16 protein-coding genes are annotated in these 15,361 nt (G+C 71.2%); 10 read left to right on the forward strand and 6 right to left on the reverse strand.

Annotated features, from left to right (window positions below):
* The first annotated feature begins 29 nt into the window (after positions 1–29).
* Together ACIPPS_RS11135 and ACIPPS_RS11140 are read left to right on the forward strand one after the other, a co-directional pair.
* Complete coding sequence (locus ACIPPS_RS11135; RefSeq protein ID WP_401429656.1) at positions 30–587, forward strand: quercetin 2,3-dioxygenase; 558 nt, start codon at positions 30–32, stop codon at positions 585–587.
* Entirely contained in the window at positions 584–1,471 is an 888-nt protein-coding gene (locus ACIPPS_RS11140) for an alpha/beta hydrolase fold domain-containing protein (protein WP_401429658.1), read from the forward strand. The genes ACIPPS_RS11135 and ACIPPS_RS11140 overlap by 4 nt, the downstream gene beginning before the upstream one ends.
* A 56-nt stretch (positions 1,472–1,527) precedes the next feature.
* Here ACIPPS_RS11140 and ACIPPS_RS11145 read toward each other — a convergent pair whose 3' ends face one another.
* Positions 1,528–2,193 (reverse strand): substrate-binding domain-containing protein, encoded by a 666-nt coding sequence (locus tag ACIPPS_RS11145; protein ID WP_401429660.1) that lies wholly within the window; start codon positions 2,191–2,193, stop codon positions 1,528–1,530.
* A 104-nt stretch (positions 2,194–2,297) separates the two neighbouring features.
* Between ACIPPS_RS11145 and ACIPPS_RS11150 the strand changes: the two genes are divergently transcribed.
* The 7 genes from ACIPPS_RS11150 to ACIPPS_RS11180 all read left to right on the forward strand — a co-directional run bounded on the left by ACIPPS_RS11150 (position 2,298) and on the right by ACIPPS_RS11180 (position 9,482).
* Complete coding sequence (locus ACIPPS_RS11150) at positions 2,298–3,065, forward strand: IclR family transcriptional regulator (RefSeq protein WP_401429663.1); 768 nt, start codon at positions 2,298–2,300, stop codon at positions 3,063–3,065.
* A 170-nt stretch (positions 3,066–3,235) separates the two neighbouring features.
* A complete protein-coding gene (locus ACIPPS_RS11155) occupies positions 3,236–4,447 on the forward strand; it encodes a 4-hydroxybenzoate 3-monooxygenase (protein ID WP_401429665.1) in 1,212 nt (403 codons plus the stop codon).
* 51 nt (positions 4,448–4,498) lie between these two features.
* Entirely contained in the window at positions 4,499–5,524 is a 1,026-nt protein-coding gene (locus ACIPPS_RS11160; protein WP_401429667.1) for an amidohydrolase family protein, read from the forward strand.
* A 17-nt stretch (positions 5,525–5,541) separates the two neighbouring features.
* Positions 5,542–6,231, forward strand: a complete 690-nt coding sequence (gene ligK / locus ACIPPS_RS11165; RefSeq protein WP_401429670.1) for a 4-carboxy-4-hydroxy-2-oxoadipate aldolase/oxaloacetate decarboxylase — start codon at positions 5,542–5,544, stop codon at positions 6,229–6,231.
* 19 nt (positions 6,232–6,250) lie between these two features.
* Positions 6,251–7,171, forward strand: a complete 921-nt coding sequence (locus ACIPPS_RS11170; RefSeq protein ID WP_401429672.1) for an amidohydrolase family protein — start codon at positions 6,251–6,253, stop codon at positions 7,169–7,171.
* Between the two features lie 24 nt (positions 7,172–7,195).
* Positions 7,196–8,506: a protocatechuate 4,5-dioxygenase subunit alpha gene (gene ligA / locus ACIPPS_RS11175; protein WP_401429675.1), complete on the forward strand. Its 1,311-nt coding sequence runs from the start codon at positions 7,196–7,198 to the stop codon at positions 8,504–8,506.
* Between the two features lies 1 nt (position 8,507).
* Positions 8,508–9,482: a Gfo/Idh/MocA family oxidoreductase gene (locus ACIPPS_RS11180; protein WP_401429677.1), complete on the forward strand. Its 975-nt coding sequence runs from the start codon at positions 8,508–8,510 to the stop codon at positions 9,480–9,482.
* Between the two features lie 680 nt (positions 9,483–10,162).
* Here ACIPPS_RS11180 and ACIPPS_RS11185 read toward each other — a convergent pair.
* The 4 genes from ACIPPS_RS11185 to ACIPPS_RS11200 form a co-directional block, all read right to left on the reverse strand.
* Complete coding sequence (locus ACIPPS_RS11185) at positions 10,163–10,621, reverse strand: MaoC family dehydratase (RefSeq protein WP_401429680.1); 459 nt, start codon at positions 10,619–10,621, stop codon at positions 10,163–10,165.
* 68 nt (positions 10,622–10,689) lie between these two features.
* On the reverse strand, positions 10,690–12,237 hold the full coding sequence (locus tag ACIPPS_RS11190) for a long-chain fatty acid--CoA ligase (RefSeq protein WP_401429683.1): 1,548 nt from the start codon (positions 12,235–12,237) through the stop codon (positions 10,690–10,692).
* Between the two features lie 11 nt (positions 12,238–12,248).
* Positions 12,249–13,136 carry an amidohydrolase family protein gene (locus ACIPPS_RS11195; RefSeq protein WP_401429686.1) on the reverse strand — a complete coding sequence of 296 codons (888 nt, stop codon included), beginning with the start codon at positions 13,134–13,136 and terminating at the stop codon, positions 12,249–12,251.
* 1 nt (position 13,137) lies between these two features.
* Entirely contained in the window at positions 13,138–14,049 is a 912-nt protein-coding gene (locus ACIPPS_RS11200) for an SDR family oxidoreductase (RefSeq protein WP_401429688.1), read from the reverse strand.
* Between the two features lie 196 nt (positions 14,050–14,245).
* Here ACIPPS_RS11200 and ACIPPS_RS11205 point away from each other — a divergent pair, with 196 nt between their 5' ends.
* Entirely contained in the window at positions 14,246–14,659 is a 414-nt protein-coding gene (locus tag ACIPPS_RS11205) for a MarR family winged helix-turn-helix transcriptional regulator (RefSeq protein WP_401429690.1), read from the forward strand.
* Between the two features lie 57 nt (positions 14,660–14,716).
* Here ACIPPS_RS11205 and ACIPPS_RS11210 read toward each other — a convergent pair whose 3' ends face one another.
* Positions 14,717–15,178: a DUF3237 domain-containing protein gene (locus tag ACIPPS_RS11210; protein ID WP_401429692.1), complete on the reverse strand. Its 462-nt coding sequence runs from the start codon at positions 15,176–15,178 to the stop codon at positions 14,717–14,719.
* Positions 15,179–15,361: the final 183 nt, after the last annotated feature.

The following is a 15,361-nucleotide window of genomic DNA, read 5'->3' on the forward strand; positions in this document are numbered from 1 at the left end:
AGTGGCGGAGTCCGAGCACCGGAGGACACATGACCATCGAGTACGCCACCCGCTACCGGCAGGCATCACGGATACCCGCGGAGCCGGGCAAGCCCTACTTCATCGAGAAGGGAGAGGGAGACCGCGCCCACCTGTTCGGCGACCTGATCACCATCTACGCGGGAGGGGAGCAGACCGAGAACACCTTCAACTTCTTCACCGTCGAGGGCCCCAAGGGCGACCTCGTCCCGGCCCACCTGCACACCGACACCCACGAGGTCTTCTACATCACCCAGGGCGCGGTCCGGCTGTTCGTCGAGGACACCGAGGGCAACCAGCAGGAGAAGCTGCTCACGCCCGGCGACTTCGGCTTCGTACCCAAGAACTGCCGCCATGCCTACCGCATGGAGCGCCACCACAGTCAGGTCGTCGGCGTCGCGGCCGGCCCGGGAGGCACCTTCGAGCGGTTCTTCGAGAATTTCGGCGCACCTGCCGAGCAACTCGGCCTGCCGCACGAGCCGGTCGTTCCGGCACCCCACACGTTCGTCAGTGTCCCCGAGCAGTACGACGTACGCTTCCTGCCCGACCACCAGTGGCGGACCCGATGACGGCGACCGGGCCCTCGCTGCGGGAACTGATCACCGCGCCCCACCCCGACCACGCTCCCCTACCGCCCGGCACACCGAGCGGGCCCGGCGTACGAGAACTGCGCGGCGTCCCCTACGCCGATGTCGAGGGCAGCCGCCCCCTGGAACTCGACCTGTGGCTGCCCTCGGACGACCGGGCCGGCCCCTTTCCTCTGGTGCTGTTCGTGCACGGCGGCGCCTGGCGACGAGGTCGGCGGGACGACATGGGGCTGCGCACGCGCCACTGGCGCCCCGGACCCTTCGCTCGCATCGCGGCCGCCCGTCTCGCCGTCGCCTGCGTCGACTACCGGCTCAGCGGTGAGGCCACCTTCCCCGCCCCGCTGGACGATCTACGCGCCGCACTGCGCTGGCTCACCCTGCGGTCCGCGGAACTCGGCATCGACACCGCGCGCACGGTGGCGTGGGGAGAGTCCGCCGGCGGACACCTCGCCTCGCTCCTCGCCCTGACCCACGCCGACCCGCCCCTGGCCGGCGCCGTGATCTGGTACGCACCGAGCGACCTGACCGCCGCACGAGGCTGCTTCGCCCCCGAAGACGCCGCCACCGCCGAGGCACTCATGCTCGGCGCGGCCCCGTCGGCCGCCCCGGAGCGCGCCCGGGCGGCCAGCCCCCTCGCCCATGTCCACTCCGGCGCGCCGCCGTTCCTCCTCGTTCATGGCGAGCAGGACACCATGGTGCACTGCTCGCACAGCCGATCGCTCGCCGCGGCACTGGAGGGAGCCCGGGCACCCGTCGAGTTGCGGACAGTGCCCGGTGCCGACCACGGCTGGCACGGGCTTTCCGACGCCCAGGTGGAGGAGATCTTCACCGGCAGCCTCGCCTTCGCGCGTCCCATCGTGGCCTGAGTGTTCGCCGAGTCTGCCCAGGGAGATGCTCAGCGACAAACCTCTGGCTCGGGTCGCTAGTCCCCAGCCGCGCGCATGCCCCTGGCGCGGGCGGTCCTCGACGCCGCGTCGGAGCCGAGGAGGTCGAGGACTTCGCGGGCGAGGCTCGGCCGGCTGGAGGCGGCCAGTACACCCCCGCTGAACATCGAGCTGATCGCGGTGTCACCCGGCAGCGGGCCGATGACGACGACGCCCGGCAGGTCCATCAACTCGCTGTGCTGTTGGAAGGCCAGGTCTGCTCGGCCGGACGCCAGCAGGCTGCCTGCCGGCATCCCCGGTGGCGCTTGAACAAGCCGATCGGACAGCGTGTCGGTCAGATCCAGCCGGGTGATCAGATCGATGAGGGCCGTACCGCTGGGGCCGGTGGAGTAGGCGATCCCCTCCGCGGACGTCAGCGCGGCTCGTAGATCGGATTCCGAGCCCAGCGCCGGAACGGGTGTTCCTTCCGCCACGGCTGCGACGACCTGCGAGATCCACAGCGGTCGCGTCGTGCCCTCGAGGATGTGCCCTTGCTTCTCCAGCTCGGCCAGTGCGCCGTCGGCGAGGACGAGCAGGTCGGCCTCGGCGCCTTCGCGCACCCGCCGCGCGATCTCGACCCCGCCGGCGGAATCGAAGCGTACGGGGAGCCCGTGAGCGAGCCGGATGTGTTCGGACAGCTCGGCCAGTACGGGCCGCGTCGCCATCGAAGACAGCCCAGAGATGTCTCGGTCCACATCGCCTCCTTGGTGTCGGCAGATGGTAAGGCTCGCGGCCTCGGGCCTCAACGCCGGTCTGCGAGACTGGCGACGTGAGCACAACCCGGAGCACGGCGGCCGGCAAGGTCCTGGAGGTCCTCTCGGCCTTCGACCGCGAGCACCCGTCGCAGACATTGTCGGAGATCGCCCAGCGCACGGGTCTGGCCCTGAGCACCACGCACCGGGTGGTGGCCGAGCTGGCGGGCTGGGGCATCCTGGAGCGGGCCGAGGACGGGTCGTGGCATGTGGGACTGCGGCTCTGGGAGATCGCCTCGGGCTGCCCGCGCACCCAGATCCTGCGCGATGTGGCGCTGCCGTTCATGCAGGACCTGTACGAGGTCACGCACGAGAACATCCAGCTCGCGGTGCGGGAGGGCACGGAGCTCGTGTTCGTCGAGCGGATCGCCGGGCACCGCTCGGTGGAGCTGCTGACCATGGTCGGGACGCGCTTCCCGATCGCCTCCACGGGGATGGGGCGGGTGCTCCTCGCGCACGCGCCGCAGGAGATCCAGGAGGAGGTCCTGGACGCGCCGCTGCGGGCATGGACCCCGCACACGGTCGTCGATCCGAAGGCGCTGCGGGCGCAGTTGGACCGGGTCCGGCGCGAGCACGTCTTCGTCAGCGACCGGCAGTTGTCCGAGAGCACGGTCGCGATGGCCGCGCCGGTGCGGATCGGGCGGGCCGGGCCGGTGAGCGCCGCTCTGGGGGTGGTGATCACGGCGCAGGGCGCGAGCCGTGTGCGCCGGCTGCGGGAGCCGCTGCTGCGAGCCGCGCACGGCATCTCGGAGGAGCTCGGCCGGCGTACCCGTACGACCTCCTGAAGCCCCGGGTCGGGACGGGCTTCCGCCTGACGGAGACCCGTACCCGTACGACCTCCTGAAGCCCCGGATCGGGACGGGCTTCCGCCTGACGGAAACGGCAGCGACCTGGCATCGGAGCGGGTGTCACCGTTCGGGGTGTCCGGAACGTTCGCAGTCGCTCAGGAGTTGAGATGGCCTATGCCCCCGTCGACACCGTCGCCTCGGTCCCCGTAGCCGTGGTCGGCGCCGGTCCCGCCGGCCTCATGCTGGCGCACCGGCTCGGGCGCGCGGGGGTCGGGACGATCGTGCTCGACACCCGTACCCGGCGCGACATCGAGACGACGCAGCGCGCCGGGATCCTGGAGGCCGACGTGGCCCGGGATCTGGTCGAGACCGGGGTCTCCGACCGGATCCTGCGGGACGGCCACGAGCACGAGGGAACCGAGCTCCGGTTCGGCGGCCGGGCGCACCGGATCCATTTCAAGGCCCTGGTGGGCGAGTCGGTGTGGCTCTACCCGCAGACCGACGTGTTCATCGACCTGGCCGACGCGCGGGAACGCGACGGCGGCACGGTCCACTTCGGCGTCAGGGACACCGAAGTCCTGGACATCACCACCGACGCCCCGCGGGTCCGGTACACCGCGGCCGACGGGTCTCGGCACGAGATCCGCGCGCGGTACGTGGTCGGCGCGGACGGGTCCCGCGGCATGTGCCGCGACCTGGTGCCGGAGGACCGGCGGACGCGGTACGGCAAGGAGTACCCCTTCGCGTGGTTCGGCATCCTCGCCGAGGCGCCGATGAGCGCGCCCGAACTGGTCTACGCCCACTCCGAGCACGGCTTCGCGCTGATCAGCCGGCGCACCGAGTCCGTGCAGCGCATGTACTTCCAGTGCGCCCCCGACGAGTCCGTCGACGCCTGGTCGGACGACCGCATCTGGGAGACCCTGCAGGCGCGGGTGGCCGGTGAGGACGGCTTCCGGCTGAAGGAGGGGCCCGTCGTCGAGAAGACGGTGCTGCGGTTCCGCTCGTTCGTGCAGGAGCCGATGCGCTGGGGCTCGATGGTGCTCGCCGGCGACGCCGCGCACACCGTGCCGCCGACCGGTGCCCGCGGGCTCAACCTGGCGCTGCACGACGTGAAGGTCCTCGCCGACGTCCTGCTGCGGGCCCTCGGCCGCGAGGGCGAGGCCGCGCTGGACGCGTACCAGTCGCGAGCCCTCCAGCGGGTGTGGCGGGCGCAGAACTTCTCGTACTGGATGACCCGGCTGCTCCACATCGCGCCCGGCGCCTCGGTCTTCGACCTGCGGCGCCAGCTCGGCGAGCTCGACAACGTGGTGGGCACGCGCGCGGGACGGACGTACCTCTCGGAGCAGTACACCGGCTGGCCCGTCAGCGCCCAGGACTGATCGCGTCCCCGGCCCGGCCGGCCCCGCCCCGACAACCCCAGGAGACCTCTCTTGATCATCGACTGTCACGGTCACTTCACCACCGCGCCGCCGCAGCTGGCCGAGTGGCGCGACCGGCAGATCGCGGCCGTCGGCTCCCCCTCGGACGCGCCCGACCCCGACGACCTCGTCATCACCGACGACGACCTGCGCCGAGCCGTCGAGGACAACCAGCTGCGCCTGATGGACGAGCGGGGCAGCGACCTCACGATCTTCTCCCCGCGGGCCAGCTTCATGGCCCACCACATCGGCGACTTCGCGGTCTCCTCGACGTGGGCGAGGATCTGCAACGACCTGGTCCACCGCGTCAGCGCCCTCTGTCCCGACCGGTTCGCGATGGGCGCGATGCTGCCGCAGTCCCCCGGCGTCGACCCGACGACCTGCCTGCCCGAGCTGCGCCGCGCGGTCGAGGAGCTCGGCGCGGTGACGGTCAACCTCAACCCGGATCCCTCGGGCGGCCGTTGGACGGCGCCGCCGCTGACGGACCGGAGCTGGTATCCGCTCTACGAGGCGATGGTCGCGTACGACATCCCCGCGATGATCCATGTCAGCACCTCGTGCAACCCGGCCTTCCACACCACCGGCGCCCACTACCTGAACGCCGACACCACGGCGTTCATGCAGCTCGTCCAGGGCGACCTGTTCGCCGACTTCCCGACACTGCGGTTCGTGATCCCGCACGGCGGCGGCGCCGTGCCGTATCACTGGGGCCGGTTCCGCGGGCTGGCGATGGCACTCGGCAAGCCGGACCCGGAGACGCTGCTCGACAACGTCTTCTTCGACACCTGCGTCTACCACCAGCCCGGCATCGACCTGCTGACCCGCGTGATCCCCAGCCGGTCCGTCCTCTTCGCCAGCGAGATGATCGGCGCCGTCCGCGACGTCGACCCGCGCACCGGCCACCACTTCGACGACACGAAGCGCTACGTCGACGCCACCCCGCACCTGTCGGACGAGGAACGCGCCGCCGTGTACTCCGGCAACGCCCGGCGCGTCTACCCCCGCCTCGCCGCCCGCCTCGCCGCGGCCGGCCGCTGACCCCAGGAGAGGGACCCATGGAACACACCGAGATCGGCGTCGTCCACACCAAGATCGACCGGGCCGACCCCGAGGCCGTCGCCGAGCTGTCGAAGTACGGCGTCGCGACGATCCACGAGGCCATGGGCCGGGTCGGGCTGATGCGCCCCTATCTGCGCCCGGTCTACCCGAAGGCCCGGATGTGCGGTACCGCCGTGACCGTGCTGCTCCAGCCCGGCGACAACTGGATGCTGCACGTCGCCGCCGAGCAGATCCAGAACGGCGACGTCGTCGTCGCGGCCTGCACGACCGAGAGCGAGGACGGCTTCTTCGGCGAGCTGCTCGCCACCTCCTTCCGCGCCCGGGGCTGCGCCGGCCTGGTCATCGACGGCGGTGTCCGCGACGTCACCGACCTGGAGGGCATGGACTTCCCCGTCTTCTCCCGCGCGGTCCACGCCAAGGGCACCGTCAAAGCCACCCTCGGCTCCGTCAACGTGCCCGTGGTCTGCGGCAACGCCCTCGTACGCCCCGGTGACGTGATCGTCGCCGACGCGGACGGCGTCGTCGTGGTGCCGCGCGAGCGGGCCGCCGAGGTGGCCGCCGCGTCGGCCGCTCGCGAGGCGAACGAGGAGGGCAAGCGCACGCAGTTCCGTGCCGGGAAGCTCGGCCTGGACATGTACGGGATGCGCGGCCCGCTGGCCGAACTCGGCCTGCGCTACGAGGACTGACGAGGACGGACCTGAACCCATGACGACCGACTTCGAGAAGACCCCGGGCTGGCTCGACTGGTACGCCGGCCCGAGCCTGCCGCGGTTCCGGCTCCCCGAGGGCGCCGTCGACGCCCACTGCCACGTCTTCGGCCCGGGCGCCGAGTTCCCGTACGCGCCCGAGCGGAAGTACACGCCGTGCGACGCCTCCAAGGGCCAGCTCTTCGCGCTCCGCGACCACCTCGGTTTCACCCGCAACGTCATCGTGCAGGCCACCTGCCACGGCGCCGACAACCGCGCCCTGGCCGACGCCCTGCGCGCGTCGAAGGGCATGGCCCGGGGCGTGGCGACCGTCCGCCCCGGTGTCTCCGACGAGGAGCTGCGCGAGCTGCACGAGGCGGGGGTGCGTGGCGTGCGGTTCAACTTCGTGAAGCGGCTGGTGGACGCCGCGCCGCGCCAGGACCTGCTGGACGTGGTCGAGCGGATCGCGCCGCTGGGCTGGCACGTCGTCGTCTACTTCGAGGCGCCCGACCTGCCGGACCTGCGGGACTTCCTCCTGTCGATCCCGGTCCCGCTGGTCGTGGACCACCTGGGCCGGCCTGATGTCACCAAGGATCCTGACGGGCCCGAGTTCGAGGCGTTCCTGGACTTCCTGCGGGCCCGGCCCGACATCTGGTGCAAGGTGACCTGCCCGGAGCGGCTGACGGTGGACGGCCCGTCGGCCCTCGCAGGCGAGCAGGAGGCGTACCGGGACGTGGTGCCGTTCGCCCGGCGGGTGGTCGAGGAGTTCCCCGACCGGGTGCTGTGGGGCACCGACTGGCCGCACCCGAACCTCGTCTCCCACATGCCCGACGACGGCTTGCTGGTCGATTTCATCCCGCACATCGCGCCGACGCCGGAACTCCGGCGCAAGCTCCTCGTGGACAACCCGACGCGCCTGTACTGGCCCGACGCCGACTGACCCATCCTCGATCGGAGCCCCACCATGTCACTGGACAAGACCTACAAGTTGGTGCCGGGGACGACCGTCTTCGACGCCGAGCAGTCCGCCAAGGGCTATCACCTCAACCAGTTCTGCATGTCCCTGATGACGGCCGAGAACCGCGCGGCCTACCTCGCCGACGAGCGCGCCTACCTGGACGCGTGGCCGCTGCGCGAGGAGCAGAAGCAGGCGCTCCTCGACCGGGACCTCAACGCGGCGATGCGCGAGGGCGGCAACATCTACTTCCTCGCCAAGTGGGGTGCGACGCTGGGGTTCTCGTTCCAGCAGATGGCAGGCTCGATGACGGGCATGACCGAGGAGGAGTACCGCGCCATGATGGTCGGCGGCGGGCGCTCGGTCGAGGGCAACCGGATCGACCACGCCGTCCTGGACGCGGCGTACACGAACCCGGAGGCGCCGGTCGAGCACGCCACCATCACCGGCGCCGTCTTCACCTCGCACGTGCCGGCGATCGGCGCGGCTCTGGACCACGGAAAGACCGAAGAGCCTTACTGGCAGCCGGTGTTCGAGGGGTACGAGCGTTCCAGGAGGTGGGAGCGGGAGAACGTCCCCGACGTGATCTTCCTGGTCTACAACGACCACGCCAGCGCCTTCGACCAGTCGATGATCCCCACCTTCGTCCTCGGCACCGGCGCCTCCTACCCCATCGCCGACGAGGGGTACGGGCCCCGCCCCGTGCCCGGCATCGAGGGCGACCCCGCCCTGGCCGCGCACATCGCGCACTCCCTCATCCGGGACGACTTCGACCTCACCCTCGTCAACGAGATGGCCGTCGACCACGGTCTGACCGTCCCGCTGTCGCTGATGTTCGGCGACGTCGAGACGTGGCCGTGCAAGGTCATACCGTTCCACGTCAACGTGGTGCAGTACCCGGTCCCCTCCGGTGCCCGCTGCTTCAAGCTCGGCCAGGCACTGCGCAAGGCCATCGAGTCGTACGACCGCCCCCTCAGAGTGCAGGTGTGGGGCACCGGCGGAATGAGCCACCAGCTCCAGGGACCGCGCGCCGGTCTGATCAACCGGGCGTGGGACAACGCCTTTCTGGACCGGCTGATCGCCGACCCCGCGGGGCTGGCCGAGGTGCCGCACCTGGAGTACGTCGAGGAGGCCGGCTCGGAAGGCATCGAGCTGGTCATGTGGCTGATCGCCCGCGGTGCGCTGAGCGACGTGGACGGCACCGGCGACGTCGAGGTCAAGCACCGCTTCTACCATGTGCCCGCCTCCAACACGGCCGTCGGCCACCTGATCCTGGAGAACCGTCCCCGGGCCGAAGCGCCCGCCGAAGGAGAGAACTGACATGACCGACGACCGAACCCTGCGGATCGCTCTGGCCGGCGGCGGCGCCTTCGGCGCCAAGCACGCGGCCGCACTCCGCCGCATCGAGGGCGTCGAGGTGGCCGCCGTCGTGAGCGGCAGCCTCGAACGGGCCCAGAAGTTCGCCGCCGAGCAGGGCGTGGGTCGCGCCGTCGCCTCCCTGGACGAGGTGCTGGCGATGGACGACGTCGACGCCGTCATCCTCGCCACCCCCACCCAGATGCACGCGGCGCAGACCCTGGCCTGCCTCGACGGGGGCAAGCACGTGCAGACCGAGATCCCGCTCGCCGACTCCCTCGCCGACGCCGAGGCGTGCCAGGCGGCGCGGGAGCGCACCGGGCTCGTCGCGATGGTGGGCCACACCCGCCGCTTCAACCCCAGCCACCAGTGGGTGCGCCGACGGATCGAGGCCGGCGAGTTCAACATCCAGCAGATGGACGTGCAGACGTACTTCTTCCGCCGGGAGAACCTCAACGCGCTCGGGGAGCCGCGCTCCTGGACCGACCACCTGCTGTGGCACCACGCCGCGCACACCGTCGACCTCTTCGCGTACCAGACCGGCTCACCGATCGTGCAGGCCAACGCGATCCAGGGCCCGATCCACCCCGAGCTGGGCATCGCGATGGACATGTCGATCCAGCTGCGCGCGGCCGACGGCGCCATCTGCACCCTGTCACTGTCGTTCAACAACGACGGCCCGCTCGGCACGTTCTTCCGCTACATCGGCGACACCGGCACCTACATCGCCCGGTACGACGACCTGTTCACGGGCAAGGACGAGCCGATCGACGTGAGCGGTGTCGACGTGTCGATGGACGGCATCGAGCTCCAGGACCGCGAGTTCGTCGCCGCGATCCGCGAGGGCCGCGAGCCGAACTCGTCCATCGCCCAGGTCCTTCCCTGCTACCGGACGCTGGCGGAGCTGGAACAGCAGCTCACCGCCGCCGCGGGCGCGTGACCGCACCGACGCGTGCCGGCGCGGGGTGGGCCCCGCGCCGGCTCGGGCCCTTCGAGGTTCCTGCCGTCGGCCTGGGCTGCATGGACCTGAGCCGCGCCTATGGCGTCGCGCCCTCTGCGCCGGACGCCGAGCGGCTGCTCCTGACGGCACTGGAGGAGGGGCGTGGCCAACGAGGAGCTGGTCGGGCGGGTGCTGAACCGCACGACCGTCCACGGGGCCCCCTACAACGAGGCCACGCTCGCCGAGATCGACACCGAGCGCTGCGGGCGAGCAGGCTGAAGGCGGGTCGGGGGGGGGGGGGGCGCCCCCCCGGGGGGGGGCCCCCCCCCCCCCCCCCCGGGGGGCGGGGGGGGGGGGGGCCCCCCCCCCCCCCGCGGGGGGGCCCGGGGTGGGGGGGGGGGGGGGGGCGGGCCCCCCCCCCCGGGGGGGCCCCCCCCCCCCCCGACCCGCCTTCGTACGGGGAGTGGCCTCCCACGCCGCCGCGGCCCGGGCGGCGAGAGCTTCCGGTCAGCTGCCGAAGCCGAGGCCGAGGCGGTCGAGGGTGCGCAGCCAGAGGTCGCGGCGGCCCTGGTCGCGGTCGGCGCGGGCGAGGGAGCGTCGGGTGACGAGCAGGACGAGCTACCGGTGTACGTCGCTGGTAGCGGCAGGTGACGGTATCTCGCCTCACGGCACGGGGCTGGTCAGGCGTAGTGGCGGTAGACGGCCTGGGCGACGCAGGCCGGCTTGTCGCTGCCGTCGACCTCGACGGTGAAGGTCAGCGGCATCTGGACGCCGTTGCCCTTGACCTCCTCCACCGTGCCGACGACACCGTGGAGGCGGATCTTCGCGCCGACGGGGACGGGGCTGGGGAAGCGGACCTTGTCCAGGCCGTAGTTGACGCTCATCTTGGTGCCGGTGATGCTGAGCAGCTCTCCGAAGAGCGGGATGATGAGGGCGAGGGTGAGGTAGCCGTGGGCGATGGGGCCGCCGAAGGGGCCGTCCTTGGCCTTCTCCGGGTCGGTGTGGATCCACTGGTGGTCGTCGGTGGCGTCGGCGAAGGTGTTCACCCGCTGCTGGGTGATGTCGAGCCATTCGGTGCGACCGAGGTCGGTTCCGCTGAGGGACGTGAGTCCGTCGAGGCCGTGGGCGGTGGTGGGCATGGAAGTTCCTTTCGATGGCGTGAGCAACGGTGAGCGCGACCCATGAATGGACGTCGCCGGGACCTCTGTTACGGGTGGGGACGATCGGTGGGACCGGTCGCGTAGGCATCGCGTACGGCGGGCTTGATGATCTTCCCGGAGGCCGTGCGGGGCAGCGCTTCGGTGACGACGAGGGACTTGGGGATCTTGTACGTGGCGAGCCGGCCGCGCAGGTGGCCGAGGATGTCGTCCTCGCCGGCGTGGGCACCGGGCTCGAGGACGACGACGGCGCGGCCGACCTCTCCCCAGACCAGGTCGGGCACGCCGATGACCGCGCATTCGGCGACGGCGGGATGGCTGAGGAGCACGTCCTCCACCTCGGCCGGGTAGACGTTCTCACCTCCCGAGACGAACATGTCCTTGACCCGGTCGACGATGTAGGCGTAGCCCTCGGCGTCGGTTCGAGCGACGTCGCCCGTGCGCAGCCAGCCGTCGTCGGTGAAGGCGGCCTCGGTGTCCTCGGGCCGTCTCCAGTAGCCGGTCATGACGTGGGGGCCGTGGACGAGGATCTCGCCGCGTTCGCCGGGTTCGGCGGCGCGGCCGTCCGGCAGGACCACGCGGGTGTCGGTGAAGAAGTGCGGCACGCCGGCGGAGCCTGCTTTGGCCGAGGTCTGCTCCCGGTCCAGGTAGAGGACTCCGGGGGACGCCTCGGTCATGCCGTATCCCTGGCTGAAGGCGAGGCCGCGGTCGAGGTACGCGGCGATGGTGCGGGCGGGCACGGGTGCGCCGCCGCAGTTGAGGGTGCGCAGGCTGGACAGGTCCGTGGTCTGCCAGCGGGGCCGCGCGGCCATGGCGTCGTACATGGTGGGGACGCCGAACATGTACGTCACCCGCAGGTCCTCGATCAGTTCCAGAACGCGCTCGGCGTCGAAGGCGCCGAGGAGGACCACCCGGCCGCCCTTGAGGAGGGTGGGCAGGCAGGTCATGTTGAGCCCGGCGGTGTGGAACAGCGGCGCCACGACGAGGGTCACCTCGTCGCCGGACAGGTCGGTGTCGACGAGGACGTTGACGCTGTTCCAGGTGATGTTGGCGTGGGAGAGGACGGCGCCCTTGGGGCGGCCCGTGGTTCCGGAGGTGTACATGATCATGCACGGGTCCTCGGGCGCCACGGCCTCGTCCAGCGGGCCGGATCCCGCGCCGGCGAGAAGCCCCTCGTAGCCGAGGGCTCCGTCCTCGTCGGGGCCGACCAGCGCGATCCGGTGCCGTACGCCCGCCTCGGCCGCCGCGGCGCGGGCCGCCTCGGCCTGTTCGGGGGCGTGGACGAGGGCGGTGCTGCCGGAGTCGGCGAGGTTGTACGCCAACTCCGGTGGAGCGAGGCGGGTGTTGAGCGGGACGAAGACCGCCCCCAGTGTCCCGGCGGCGAACAGGGTCTCCAGGAACGCGGGGTGGTTGGGGCCGAGGTAGGCGATGCGGTCTCCCCGTGCCACGCCCAGTGCGCGCAGGGCGTGGGCGAGGCGCAGGACCCGCCCGTGCAGCTCGCGGTAGGTCCAGGTGCGGTCGTCGTGGACGACGGCGATCCGATCGGGGGTCTTTCGGGCCCGGCGTGCCGGCCAGGAGCCGATGCCTTGGTTCAACACGAGGGGTTCCTTCAGTCGGTGCGGAGGCCGAGCAGACGGGCGGCGTTCTCCTTGAGGATCTTCGGCCGGACCTCGGGCTTGATGTCGAGCTTCTCGAAGTCGGCGAGCCACCGGTCGGGGGTGATGACGGGATAGTCGGAGCCGAAGAGCACCTTGTCCTTGAGCAGCGTGTTCGCGTAACGCACGAGCTGCGGCGGGAAGTACTTCGGGGACCAGCCGGACAGGTCGATGTACACGTACGGCTTGTGGGTGGCCACCGCCAACGCCTCGTCCTGCCAGGGGAAGGACGGGTGGGCCAGGATGATCCGCAACTCGGGGAAGTCCACGGCGACGTCGTCGATCAGCATGGGGTGGGAGTACTTCAGTCGGATGCCGCCGCCGCCCGGCAGGCCGGCGCCGATGCCGGTCTGGCCGGTGTGGAAGAGCGCGGGCACGCCGAGCTCCTCGATGGCCTCGTACAGGGGGTAGGCGAGCGGGTCGTTCGGGGAGAACGCCTGGATGCTGGGGTGGAACTTGAAGCCGCGGACTCCGTGTTCTTCGACCAGCCGGCGGGCCTCCCGTACGCCCGCGCGTCCCTTGTGCGGGTCGACGCTGGCGAAGGGGATGAGGGCGTCGGCGTGGGCGGCGCAACTCTCGGCGATCTCCTCGTTGGAGATCCGCGGGTGGCCCGTGGCGTGCTCGGCGTCGACGGTGAACACCACTGCGGCCATGTGGCGCTCTCGGTAGTGGTCGGCCATCTCCTCGATGGTCGGCTGCCGGTGGCCGTGGGCCTTGAAGTACGCCTCGGAGGCGCCGAACAGCTCCGGGCTCAGCGCCCCGTGGCCGTCCTTGGAGATCTCCGCGTGCGTGTGCACGTCGATGGCGACGAGCCGGTCGAGGTCGAGCGCGAGGTCGCTCATGTCATGCCACCGGGGCCTGCGGGGCGGGGATCCCGTACGTCTCCGGTTCGGCGCCGACGCCGCTCGGCCACTCGGCGGCGATGGCGTCGGCGCTCCAGCCACCGTCGGCGAGGGCGACCGTCTTCTCCTTGGGGTGTGCCCACAGGGCGAGGCGGTCGCCACCGATGCCGATCGCCTGCCCGGTGACCCCGTCGGAGGCGTCGGAGGCGAGGAAGGTGATCAGGGCGGCGACGTCCTCGACGGTGCCGAGGCCCTCGTCCTTGCGCAGCCAGTCGGGCAACGGCTTGCCGGTGCGCTCGGACTCCTCGATGACCTGGGCGAAGACCGGGATGGTCTTGGTCATCTCGGTGGCGGCGACGGGGACGACGGCGTTGACGGTGATGCCGGCGCGGCCCAGTTCCAAGGCCCAGGTGCGGGCCATGGCGACGATGCCTGCCTTGGCGGCGGCGTAGTTGGTCTGACCGAAGTTGCCACGCTGCCCGGCCGGGGAGGAGATGAGGATCAGTCGGCCGCCTGCGCCCTGCTCGCGCATGCGGACGGCCGCCGCACGGGCACAGGTGAAGGTGCCGCGCAGGTGGACGCGGACGACGTCGTCGAAGTCGTCGTCGGTCATCTTCCACAGCACGCGGTCACGCAGGATGCCGGCGTTGGTGACGAGCACGTCCAGACGGCCGAACTCCTCGACCGCCGTGTCCACCAGCCGCTGCGCCGACTCGCTGTCACCCACGGCGGCGACGACACCCGTCGCGGTGCCGCCCTCGGACGTGATCGAGGCGACGGCGGCGTCGACGGTTGTCTGGTCGACGTCGTTGACGGCGACGGCGGCACCGGCTGCGGCGAGGGCCTGCGCGTAGGCCAGCCCGAGACCGCGTCCGCTGCCGGTGACGAGGGCGACCTTGCCCTGAAGATCCATGAGAGGTGCCTCTCGTAGAAGGTGGAAGAGGGATGTCGAAAGCACCGGCACAAGCCGTGATCGACAGGAATCCTGATGAAGTCCAGTCTGGGCAACGAACAGGATTCCTGTCAATGTTTTAGGGTGAGAGGCGCCACCACCCCGGCCGCAGCGACATGGCCCGCCCCACGCGGACGATCACCACGGAGGAACGAACGTGAGCACCTCACTGCTCTACCTGCTCAAGAGGACGGAGCTGGCGGTACGCGCCCGCCTCGAGGAGCTGGTCAAGCCCGCCGGCATCACGGCGCTGCAGTACACCGCCCTCACGGTGCTGGAGCGGCACGACGGCATCTCCGCCGCACAGCTCGCCCGCGACTCCTTCGTCACCGCCCAGTCGATGGCCGACATGGTCCGGGCGCTGGAGAGCCGCGGCCTGATCCACCGTGAACCGAACCCCGTCAACCGCCGCGAACGCCTTGTCCTGCTCGCCGACCCGGGGCGGCGGCTGCTCGCCGAGTACGCCGAACCGGCCCGCCGCCTCGAGGAGCGCATGGTCGCCGACCTGAGCGCCGAGGAGATCGGGGTGCTCCGGGAGGCCCTGGTCGGAGCGTGGCGGTCCCTGTCCTAGCCGGAGGGCGGCGACTGCGCCGCGGCCCGTGCGGTCGCGCGGGCCACGGCCTCGCCGCTACTTGAGTGCGTACATGCGGATGATCACGGCGTCGTCGCCGTCCGGGCGGGCGAGGCCGACGAAGACCGTCTCCGCGAGCCAGCGGTGGGCGGGGGCGTCCGTACGGAAGACCGGCGAGGTGCGGTAGTAGTGACCGGCCTCGGAGACCTGCACCTCCCCGTCGAACTGGTCCGGGGTGTCGGCCTTGGGCCGGTAGTAGCCACGGTTGACGATGTCGATCGCGGCGCCGTCCTCCGCCCGGAGCAGGTAGCGGGCTTCCAGCTCGCACACCTCGCCGCGGGTGCTGCTCCAGTCGCCTCCGCCGGGAAGGACCGTTCCGCGCAGGCGGGGCCCGTCCACGCTGCCCCCGGTGATGGGGGTGAACTCGGTGACCTCTCCGTCACCGTTGCCGATGTGCAGGGTGTCGGACACCTCGGCCCGGATCTCGAACGCGAAGTCGAGGGCGGGGGTGAAGGACATGGTGGTTCTCCGCTTCTGTGAGAGGACGGCGCACCCGAAGCCCGATGCGATCCGGCCACGTCTTGCTCTTGACGCGTTAGCTCACCAGATGCAAGCGTGACATGCAACAACGTTATATGACGTTCGTTTACGACGGCTCGTCGGCGTGTCTCATCTCCCCCCATGTCGAGCGTCCCCCCTTCT

Source organism: Streptomyces sp. NPDC090127, assembly GCF_044746945.1.
Classification (GTDB): Bacteria; Actinomycetota; Actinomycetes; order Streptomycetales; family Streptomycetaceae; genus Streptomyces.